Consider the following 8,702-nt stretch of genomic DNA (forward strand, 5'->3'; position numbering starts at 1 on the left):
TCTAGAAAACGCTCACGTCCCAAGGAAGGAGGAAGCATGAAGTTGTTCAGCGCGGCCGTCATCGCCATGTCGGCCTTGTGTGTCCCTCAAGCCCGCGCACAGGAGCAGCCCGTGAACACGGGACTTGGCGAGTGCGTGGACTTCGTCATTTTTGCCTCCAGCACGCTCACCGGACAGGTCAACGGCACCACGTTCCCCTTCGTGTACGGCCCAGCCACCTATCTGGACAAGCCCGGAAGCACCGTCTACATCCAGAACTATTCGTGTGCCTCCAACGACATTCCAGGGTTGTACTCCAGGGTGTCCATGGTCAGCCACGAGATGGGCCACCTGTACCTGGACCAGGGCTGGGTGCTCGGCACGCGGGAGGACTACATCGCCAAAGCCTGCACCAATGAAGGCCGGGCCGTGCTCAACAATTCCACGGCGCGCAACGAGATCCTGGACACCTCCCAGGGAGACGCCGATATCAGCCTGATCGCGGCGAACGCCCCGGCGCTGCTGTCCACCATCGCGGCCGGAGGGACCGATCTGGCGCAACGTGTGGGTGACGCATTCTGCGAGGCCAATGTCACGTCCACCACCGGTGAGAACTACAAGGTGTACTACGGCAACGAGTACGACAAACTCAATCCCCCGTCGCAAGAGGAGCAATAAGCCATGAAGACTTTCGTTGCCGCCCTGGGCGCGGTCGTCCTCGCGACTGCTCCGCTCGTGCCTGCCGCAGCCGCACCGCGCGCTCCCGCCGCCGCTGAAAAGCAGCTCTGGGCCTTCTCTGAAAAAATCGCCCTGGCCCTTCCGGGAGACGGGAAGCACGTGCTGAAACTCGTCTCCCCCCGCTCCGCCTCTACCGCTGTATCCAATGGGCAGGAGCCCCGCGGGAAGTCGACGGAAATCGCGCCATCATTGTTCGCGTCGAATGCCGTGGTGGTCATGGGAGCGGACAACCGCGCCGATTCGGCGTCCTTCGACGTGACAGGCAGCTGCGTCTCGATGGCAGCGCTGCGGAAACAGTATCCGAGCCTCATCGTGATGGACTATGCGCGCGGCGCCAATGAGCATGCCGTCTACACCTTGGGCGCGCAGGTTGGCGATGCGATCGTCGCGTACTCGTTTCCTGCCAGCAAGCTCGATTGCATGAGCCGCGTATCCATCACGCCGGCCAAGACCACGAAGAACAAGCTCGGGATCGGCTAGACCGGCACTCACGGGACCGAACGGCACGGCGCGCCGGTAGCGAGCCATCGACAGCCGCCGGCACTGCGCTGGCGGCTTTTTTACGCCAGGCAGCAGGCAGCATCACCCGCGCTCCACACCGTCCTCTTCATCGCGTGGATGAGTCATCGACCGCAGTCTTCCGGCTGGCTAATCCTACCCACGGGACAGTTTCGAGTAGCTGAGAAACGGTTCCTCGGCGAGTGCCCAGACGGGCTGTCGCAACACGGACGCCTGGCTCGACGAAAGCGCATCGCCGCAATCCCGTTTGTTGCCTGACCAGAGGAACACACTCCCGCATCGTCTCGGCCATCCACATGCCGGGATGCACTGAATGCCGCCTTCTATCCTGCCCGAGCCCCGCAGCTTTAGCGCTGCCGCCATCGTCCTCGCACTGGCCTTGCTGAGCGGCTGTGCCGGTGCGCCGCCGGCGAGGCACACGGCAGCGCCGGCCGCATCGACCTCTTCCGGCGTCAGCACCGCAGCGTCTTTCCCCGCGGTGCCCGTTGTCCGGCAGGGACGTTACACACTCGTGGAGATCGAGCCCATGGCCGGACAGCGCGATCTGCTGATGCAGATAGTCGACGTCACGCTACCCGTTTCGGATCGCGCCACGGTAGGGGACGGGCTGCAGTACCTATTGCGGCACTCGGGCTATCGCCTCTGCGCGCCCAGCGGCGACAGCGCCATGCTGTATGCACTGCCCCTGCCCGCGGCCCACGTACACCTTGGGCCGACCACGCTGCTCTCGGCCCTCCTCGCGATGTCGGGCAACGCATGGCTTCTCGACGTGGACCACACCCAACGGGAGGTCTGCTTCCGCCGCGCGGAAGCGGTCGGCGCCGACACCGCAATGCCAGGCACCAACCAAACCGATGGGCGGATTCCGCTGATCGAGGCCGCGCCCGTCCGTTCGCACTTGGAGACGTTGCCATGATTTCCCTTCCTCCAGGCGGACGCCCTCGCATGCGCTGGCCCGTGGTCACCGGAACGGTGGCCGTGCTGGTGCTCGGGATCGCGACAGCCTTCAACACGGCCCGGCTTTCGCACATGGAGAAGGAAGTGCGGAGCGCGAACCTCGATGCGGAAATGCAGACCTTGGGGGACAGCGTTGCGCAGCTGCGCGGTGCAGTCGAGGCGGCGCAGCGCCAACCGCCGCCCGTGAGCGAAGTGGCGTTCTCGGCGGCGCAGCAGGCCATCGGCGAATGCATCACGCGCCTGGAACAAGCCCAGGCCGCGGCGGCCAAAGCGGAAGACCTGGCTGCGCTGTCTGCACGCGTGGATGCGCTGCAATCGCAGGTCGCAGCGCGTCCATCCACAGTCCCCAAGCCCCGTACCTCGGACGCATCAGTCCCGAAAACCCTTCCCCCGAGCCCACCTCCGTTCACGGTCCTTGGCACCGAACTGCGCGCGGGCGTGCCCTTCCTGGCGATCGCCCCCAAGGACCATGCGTCGTCCGCCGAAGTACGGCTCCTGCGCGAGGGTGACCAGGAACGCGGATGGCGGCTGGAGGCAATCGAGCGGGACACCGCGCAGTTCACCGTGGGCGAGCAGGTGCGCCGCCTGCCGCTGCACTCGCGGTAGGCTGGCATGCGAGCGCCCTGCCCTTCCAATTTTGCCCTGCTGCTGGCCGGATCGGTGTGCGCGCTGGGTGCCAGCGTGCCAGTCCATGCCCAGGCACTCCAAGGCGCGACCCGCGTCGTCCAAACCGAAGTACGGACAGCCGCGGACAAGCGGGACGACGAGGCACGCGCCCGCGAGTGGAACCTGCGCGCCGAGGACTGGTCGCGCTATCGCTCGCTCATGCAGGGTCCGCTCGGCATCTATTCGCCCCACCTCGACCCGTTGACCGCGCTGGGCATCGAGGCGCGCAGCGACGAGGAACGTCACCATTTTGCGGAACTGCAGGTGCAGGCCGAGGCGCGGCGTGTCCAGAAGACTCTGGACTATCAGCGCGCGTACGACGCGGCCTGGCAGCGCCTGCATCCAGACCTGCAGCGCGTGGCCCTGCCGGGCGGCCAGACGGGCGGCGATGTACGCGGCGCTGGAGCCGGTACGGCGGAGCCTGGGCGGCTCGCGGTGTTCGTGAAAGAAGCTTGCGCTGCCTGCGACCAGCGGGTGCAGCAACTCCAGTCGGCTGGCACGACCATGGACGTGTACGTGGTCGGCAGCCGCGGCGACGACGAACGCATCCGCCGGTGGGCGCGTCAGGCGGCCATCGATCCCGCGAAGGTGCAGGCCAAAGCCATCACGCTCAACCACGACGGTGGACGCTGGCTGTCGCTGGGCGTGCCCGGCGAGCTTCCCGCGGTCGTGCGCGAGGTCGGCGGCCAATGGCAGCGCCAGTGAAACCGCCGCGCCCCCCGCAGCTGCGATCCGTCCTGGCGATCGCGGCGCTCACGGTCACCTGCGTCGCCGGAACGGCCTGGGGCCAGGAAACACCGCCACCGGCCTACCAGATCGCTGCGGCGCAAGCCGGTGTGCCCTCTACCGTGCTGTACGCGATCGCATTGCAGGAAAGCGGCACACGGCTGCGAGGCCGGCTGATTCCCTGGCCCTGGACACTCAACGTGGCGGGCGCTCCGCAGCGCCACGCCACCCGGGCGGGCGCTTGCCTCGCTCTGCGCCAGGCACTGCGGAACACGCCCGCGCAGCGCATCGACGTCGGCCTGGGACAGATCAACGCCGGCTACCACGCGCAGCGGGCACCGCAACCCTGCGCGCTGCTGGACCCCTACCGGAATCTGGCGATCGCCGCGGAGATCCTGCGCGAGCAGCACACGCCCGGAGAGGACTGGCTCATGGCGATCGGTCGCTACCACCGCCCTGCCGGCGGTCTGCCAGCACTGCGCTACCGCGGAAGGGTGCAACACCACCTCATGCGCGTGCTGGGCCGCCCGCAGGCCATCGCCACGTTGAACGGACATCGAGATTCCCGGCCATGAAGACACTTGCCCTCCGCCGCCCGGCCTTCGCGCTCGTGCTGGCTGCGCTCTGCCTGCCTTCCGCCCCCTTGCTCGCGGAGACCGTTCCGCGCTCCGCACCGCAACGCCACACGCTGATCGTCGTCGAGGACCGCGGCGGCGCCCCCGCGCAGCCGTACTACGACGACCTGGGCCTGCCGCCGCAGCACCCGGAGGACGGCCTCCCGCTTTCGGCCACACCGCCGCCACCCACGCAACATGGGGAAGCGGCGTTGCTGCCGGTGCGCTCCACGCGGCTCTCTCCCGGCGCTGTCGATGCCCGCCCATTGGACGCGCCGGGCCTCACACCGTTCTTCCTCGTCGGCGACGATCCGCGCTCTCGCGCCTGGTTGCGGCAACGGCAGGACCAGTTGCGCAGCCTCCGTGCCGCCGGGCTCGTGGTGAACGTGGAGTCGCAGCAAGCACTGGCTGCGCTGCGCAGCCTCGCTCCCTGCCTGACGCTCTTCCCGGCGTCCGGGGACGACCTGGCACGCCGCCTGGGCCTTCGCCACTATCCGGCCCTGCTGACGGCCACGGGCATCGAGCAGTGACATGGCACATGCGCACGCGGTGGAGGTGCTGCTGCGCCCCGCGGTGGAGCTATACACCGTCGCAGTATGCGCAGCGGCCGCGCTGGCATGCGTGGCGGCACCGTGGGCGTTGGCGCTCAACCCGCAGCTGGGATTCGCGAGCGCACTCGCCTTCGCGGTCTTCGGCGGGGTCAGGCTCCGGCAGGCGTGCGCGATCCTGCGCTACCGCCGCAATATCCGTCGCCTGCCCCGCTATGTGATGACCAGCCGCGATGTGCCCGTCAGCCAGCAACGGTTGTTCCTGGGGCGCGGCTTCCGTTGGGACCAGCGCCATACCCACAGGCTGATGCAGACCTACCGGCCCGAGTTTCGCCGCTACGTCGAGCCGACAGCGCTCTACCGGTTCGCGCGGCGCTGCGAAGAGCGCCTGGAGTTCGCACCGCCGCCATTCGCGCGGCTGGCGCGCTGGTCCGCCTGGGACCATGCCCTGAACCCGGTGCGGCCTTTGCCTCCGGTCGGCGGGCTGCCGCGCCTGCATGGCATCGAGCCGCAGGAGGTGGACGTCACGCTGCCGCTGGGCGAGCGGGTGGGCCACACGCTGGTGCTCGGCACCACGCGGGTCGGCAAGACCCGGCTGGCCGAACTGTTCATCACCCAGGACATCCGCCGGCGCGCAACGGATGGCGGGCATGAGGTGGTGATCGTGTTCGACCCGAAGGGCGACGCGGATCTGCTCAAGCGCATGTACGTGGAGGCGCGCCGCGCCGGGCGCGAAGGCGAGTTCTACGTCTTCCACCTGGGCTGGCCCGACCTCAGCGCCCGCTACAACGCCGTGGGCCGCTTCGGCCGCATCTCCGAAGTCGCCACGCGCATCGCGGGACAGCTCTCGGGCGAAGGCAACAGCGCGGCCTTCCGCGAGTTTGCCTGGAGGTTCGTCAACATCATCGCGCGGGCTCTCGTGGAGTTGGGCCAGCGCCCGGACTACCTGCTGATCCAGCGCCACGTCATCAACATCGATGCGCTGTTCATGGAGTACGCAGCGCAGTTCTTCGCGAAGACCGAGCCCAAGGCCTGGGAGGTCATCGTCCAGCTCGAAGGCCGGCTCAACGAGAAAACCATTCCGCGCAACATGATCGGCCGCGAGAAGCGCGTAGTCGCCATCGAGCAATACCTCTCACAGGTCCGTGTCTACGACCCGGTGCTTGACGGCCTGCGTAGCGCAGTGCGCTACGACCGCACGTACTTCGACAAGATCGTCGCGAGCCTCTTGCCGCTGCTGGAAAAACTCACCACCGGCAAGATCGCCCAGCTGCTGGCTCCGAACTACTCGGACCTGGCCGATCCGCGGCCGATCTTCGACTGGATGCAGATCATCCGCAAGCGCGCGATCGTGTATGTCGGGCTCGACGCGCTGTCCGACGCGGAAGTGGCCGCCGCGGTGGGCAACTCGATGTTCTCGGACATGGTTTCGGTCGCCGGCCACATCTACAAGTTCGGCGTGGATGACGGCCTGCCCAGCGCCAATCCAAACGCCAAGATTCCGATCAACGTCCACGCGGACGAGTTCAACGAGCTCATGGGCGACGAGTTCATTCCCATGGTCAACAAGGGCGGCGGTGCCGGCATCCAGGTCACGGCGTACACCCAGACGCTCTCCGACATCGAGGCGCGCATCGGCAACCGCGCGAAGGCGGGACAGGTCGTGGGCAACTTCAACAACCTGGTCATGCTGCGGGTGCGCGAGACGGTCACGGCTGAACTGCTGACGCGCCAATTGCCCAAGGTCGAGGTCTTCGCGACCTCGGTGATGAGCGGCGCCACCGACAGCTCCGATCCCACGGGCAACACGGCGTTCACCTCGAACACCCAGGACCGTATCGCCAGCACCAGCGTGCCGATGATCGAGCCCGCGCACGTGGTCGCGCTTCCCAAGGGACAAGCGTTCGCGCTGATGGAAGGCGGCAACCTCTGGAAGGTGCGCATGCCGCTGCCCGCGCCCGATCCCGACGAAGCCATGCCGCGCGATCTGCAGGAGCTCGCCGCCGGCATGCGGCTGCATTACGTGATGGATGCCGGAGACTGGTGGGACGGCCGCGCGGCCCCAGGGCTGGACACCGGCCTGCCGGACGATCTGCTGCAGGACAGCGTCTCGGCACCCGATGAAGGTCACCACGCCGACTCCGGTGAAGAGGCCGGCCGACCATGAGCGACATCGCTGCTACCGCCCAGCGCCAGCAGGTCCGCCAGCAGGGTTTTATCGTCGGCCTTGCCACGCTTCCGTTCCGCTGCTTCGGGGTGTTGTGCGGCTCGCTCCTGCTGTGCATCGTCGTCGAATGTCTGGGTACTGCGCTGTTCTGGCCGGACCAGGGCTGGCGCCATGCGCAGGCCATGCTGGGACATGAGCTGGACCAGCTGTCCGACTACTTCGTGCGCAGCGCCTTCGTGCAGGAGCCTGGCCGCACCGCGCACCATTGGGTCCAACAGGGCTACGAATGGGTGTTCTTGCGCAGCGGTCTGCTCGATTGGATGCAGGACGCCTCGCGTCAGGCGAGGACGAACGCAGGCGGCCACGCGTGGAGCCTGCAGAAGGCCCTGGGAACGGTCGCCACGCATGCGCAGGACTACCTCATCGCGGCGGGATATACGGTGCTGGTGTTCCTCGTACGGCTGCTAGTGCTGTGCCTGACGCTGCCGCTCTTCATGCTGGCCGCGTTCGCAGGATTAGTGGACGGGCTGGTGCGCCGGGACATCCGCCGATTCGGCGCGGGTCGGGAATCGGGGTTTCTGTACCACCGGGCACGGGCCAGCCTGGTGCCGCTGGCGGTGCTGCCCTGGATGACCTACCTGGCGCTGCCAGTGAGCATGCATCCGGTGGCGATCCTGCTGCCCGCAGCCGCACTGCTGGGGGTGGCGGTGGATATCGCAGCGGGAAGTTTTAAGAAATACCTCTGATTGCTTGAATTTTTCCAATTTGCACTCAAGGCTTGCGAGGATGCCGGCGTTGCCGCGCTGGTTCCCAAGCTTATGACATCCAATGCCAAATTCGAAGGCCGGTTCGATAAAACCGACTTCATCTATGTCGCTCGCGATGATGAGTACCAATGTCCAGCAGGCCAGCGGGCGATCCGCCGCTTCAGCCGAGAAGAAGCTGGATTGCAGATAAGCATCTACTGGTCCAGCGCCTGCCCCGCCTGCGCCATGAAAGCGCAATGCACAACGAGCCAGTCCCGGCGCATCAGACGATGGGAACACGAGGAGGTCATGGACAGGGTTCAGCAACGGTTGGACCGGATGCCTCACGCCATGACGGTGCGCAAGAGCACCGTCGAGCATGTCTTCGGCACCCTCAAGCACTGGATGGGCTGGACGCACTTCCTGACCCGAGGCATCGAGAACGTGTCCACGGTAATCCCCCCACTTCTAGCGGTCGCCAGAAGTGGAGCTAAGCGGCCATCGCCAACTTCATCGCTGGTGTGATGCCGCCGAGCGCCATATTCGGGCGCTCGTGGTTGTACGTCCATAGCCAGCGGGTGGCTTTGTCCTGCACTTGGTCGATGGTGTCGAACAGGGTTCGGGCGAGCCAGGCGTAGCGGATGGTGCGGTTGTAGCGTTCAACGTAGGCGTTCTGCTGTGGCTTGCCCGGCTGGATGTGCTCGACCCGGATGCCATGCCGCTGCGCCCAGGACAGCAACGCGCCACTGATGTATTCAGGGCCGTTGTCGCAGCGGATCACAGCGGGCTTGCCGCGCCACTCGATGATCTGCTCCAGCGACCGGATCACCCGGGCTGACGGCAGCGACAGATCCACCTCGATCCCCAGCCCCTCGCGATTGAAGTCGTCGAGCACATTGAACAGCCGGAAGCTGCGGCCGTCGGCCAACTGGTCGTGCATGAAGTCCATCGACCAGACCTGGTTGATGGCCTCCGGCACCGCCAGAGGCTCGGGCCGCTCACGCACCAGCCGCTTCTTCGGCTTGATCCGCAGGTTCAACTC

At 66.7% G+C, this 8,702-nt stretch carries 10 protein-coding genes and 1 pseudogene; 10 read left to right on the top strand and 1 reads right to left on the bottom strand.

The window, feature by feature from the left end; genetic code table 11:
- Positions 1–36 precede the first annotated feature (36 nt).
- The 10 genes from XCSCFBP4642_RS0112250 (at position 37) to XCSCFBP4642_RS0112295 (ending at position 8,185) form a co-directional block, all read left to right on the top strand.
- Positions 37–657: a hypothetical protein gene (locus XCSCFBP4642_RS0112250; RefSeq protein ID WP_029220036.1), complete on the top strand. Its 621-nt coding sequence runs from the start codon at positions 37–39 to the stop codon at positions 655–657.
- A gap of 276 nt (positions 658–933) precedes the next feature.
- Positions 934–1,197, top strand: coding sequence for a hypothetical protein (locus XCSCFBP4642_RS30515; protein WP_323134702.1), 264 nt, complete (start codon positions 934–936; stop codon positions 1,195–1,197).
- A gap of 352 nt (positions 1,198–1,549) precedes the next feature.
- Positions 1,550–2,152, top strand: a complete 603-nt coding sequence (gene pilL2 / locus XCSCFBP4642_RS0112260) for a PFGI-1 class ICE element type IV pilus protein PilL2 (protein WP_029220038.1) — start codon at positions 1,550–1,552, stop codon at positions 2,150–2,152.
- Positions 2,153–2,181: 29 nt separating this feature from the next.
- Complete coding sequence (locus XCSCFBP4642_RS0112265; protein ID WP_029220039.1) at positions 2,182–2,799, top strand: hypothetical protein; 618 nt, start codon at positions 2,182–2,184, stop codon at positions 2,797–2,799.
- A gap of 6 nt (positions 2,800–2,805) precedes the next feature.
- Positions 2,806–3,564, top strand: coding sequence for a TIGR03759 family integrating conjugative element protein (locus XCSCFBP4642_RS0112270; protein ID WP_029220040.1), 759 nt, complete (start codon positions 2,806–2,808; stop codon positions 3,562–3,564).
- Positions 3,549–4,160 carry a lysozyme family protein gene (locus XCSCFBP4642_RS0112275; RefSeq protein WP_029220041.1) on the top strand — a complete coding sequence of 204 codons (612 nt, stop codon included), beginning with the start codon at positions 3,549–3,551 and terminating at the stop codon, positions 4,158–4,160. Before XCSCFBP4642_RS0112270 ends, XCSCFBP4642_RS0112275 begins: the two co-directional genes overlap by 16 nt.
- Positions 4,157–4,729 (top strand): integrating conjugative element protein, encoded by a 573-nt coding sequence (locus tag XCSCFBP4642_RS0112280; RefSeq protein ID WP_029220042.1) that lies wholly within the window; start codon positions 4,157–4,159, stop codon positions 4,727–4,729. Before XCSCFBP4642_RS0112275 ends, XCSCFBP4642_RS0112280 begins: the two co-directional genes overlap by 4 nt.
- 1 nt (position 4,730) lies before the next feature.
- Positions 4,731–6,914: a type IV conjugative transfer system coupling protein TraD gene (traD, locus tag XCSCFBP4642_RS0112285; RefSeq protein ID WP_029220043.1), complete on the top strand. Its 2,184-nt coding sequence runs from the start codon at positions 4,731–4,733 to the stop codon at positions 6,912–6,914.
- Positions 6,911–7,660, top strand: a complete 750-nt coding sequence (locus XCSCFBP4642_RS0112290; RefSeq protein WP_029220044.1) for a TIGR03747 family integrating conjugative element membrane protein — start codon at positions 6,911–6,913, stop codon at positions 7,658–7,660. The genes traD and XCSCFBP4642_RS0112290 overlap by 4 nt, the downstream gene beginning before the upstream one ends.
- Positions 7,661–8,185, top strand: coding sequence for a transposase (locus tag XCSCFBP4642_RS0112295; protein ID WP_029220045.1), 525 nt, complete (start codon positions 7,661–7,663; stop codon positions 8,183–8,185).
- On the opposite strand, the pseudogene XCSCFBP4642_RS0112300 reads toward XCSCFBP4642_RS0112295, so the two are convergent.
- Positions 8,151–8,702 (bottom strand): annotated as a pseudogene (locus XCSCFBP4642_RS0112300) (IS3-like element ISXac2 family transposase); the annotation flags it as partial. The gene XCSCFBP4642_RS0112295 and the pseudogene XCSCFBP4642_RS0112300 overlap by 35 nt on opposite strands.

It is taken from the genome of Xanthomonas cassavae CFBP 4642, from assembly GCF_000454545.1.
GTDB lineage: Bacteria > Pseudomonadota > Gammaproteobacteria > Xanthomonadales > Xanthomonadaceae > Xanthomonas > Xanthomonas cassavae.

What these genes read in the sequence shown, in the direction of transcription:
- XCSCFBP4642_RS0112250 (WP_029220036.1), top strand. Translation starts at nt 37, where the DNA reads ATGAAGTTGTTCAGCGCGGCCGTCATCGCCATGTCGGCCTTGTGTGTC.
- XCSCFBP4642_RS0112270 (WP_029220040.1), top strand. Translation starts at nt 2,806, where the DNA reads ATGCGAGCGCCCTGCCCTTCCAATTTTGCCCTGCTGCTGGCCGGATCG.
- XCSCFBP4642_RS0112280 (WP_029220042.1), top strand. Translation starts at nt 4,157, where the DNA reads ATGAAGACACTTGCCCTCCGCCGCCCGGCCTTCGCGCTCGTGCTGGCT.
- XCSCFBP4642_RS0112290 (WP_029220044.1), top strand. Translation starts at nt 6,911, where the DNA reads ATGAGCGACATCGCTGCTACCGCCCAGCGCCAGCAGGTCCGCCAGCAG.
- pilL2 (WP_029220038.1), top strand. Translation starts at nt 1,550, where the DNA reads ATGCCGCCTTCTATCCTGCCCGAGCCCCGCAGCTTTAGCGCTGCCGCC.
- traD (WP_029220043.1), top strand. Translation starts at nt 4,731, where the DNA reads ATGGCACATGCGCACGCGGTGGAGGTGCTGCTGCGCCCCGCGGTGGAG.
- XCSCFBP4642_RS30515 (WP_323134702.1), top strand. Translation starts at nt 934, where the DNA reads ATGGGAGCGGACAACCGCGCCGATTCGGCGTCCTTCGACGTGACAGGC.
- XCSCFBP4642_RS0112275 (WP_029220041.1), top strand. Translation starts at nt 3,549, where the DNA reads ATGGCAGCGCCAGTGAAACCGCCGCGCCCCCCGCAGCTGCGATCCGTC.
- XCSCFBP4642_RS0112265 (WP_029220039.1), top strand. Translation starts at nt 2,182, where the DNA reads ATGCGCTGGCCCGTGGTCACCGGAACGGTGGCCGTGCTGGTGCTCGGG.